The sequence below is a fragment of the Alkalihalophilus lindianensis genome (assembly GCF_032843265.1).
In the GTDB taxonomy this organism is placed as follows: domain Bacteria; phylum Bacillota; class Bacilli; order Bacillales; family Bacillaceae_D; genus Alkalihalophilus; species Alkalihalophilus lindianensis.
This window is the reverse complement of the sequence record NZ_JAWJBA010001004.1, coordinates 1-237: the sequence shown is the minus strand read 5'-3', so window position 1 is coordinate 237 and position 237 is coordinate 1. Positions and strand designations below refer to the sequence as shown.

The 237-nt window shown below is 39.7% G+C and carries 1 pseudogene; it reads left to right on the top strand.

Features of this window, described 5'->3' with window-relative positions:
* Nucleotides 1–237, top strand: a pseudogene (locus tag RYX56_RS25145) (anthranilate phosphoribosyltransferase); the annotation flags it as partial.

The following is a 237-nucleotide window of genomic DNA, read 5'->3' as shown; positions in this document are numbered from 1 at the left end:
AATCATTTTCACCTGAAGAATTCAATTTACCACAATACGATAACAATGCGATTAAAGGCGGTACCGCAAAAGACAATGCCGAGATTTTGATCGATGTTTTAAAAGGGAAAAAAGGAGCTTATCGTGATACGGTATTGCTTAATGCCGGAATCGGTATTTACACGGCTTCCAAAGCCGAAACAATCGAAGCAGGGATTAAGAAAGCAAAGGAAATCATTGATTCAGGGGCAGCTTATG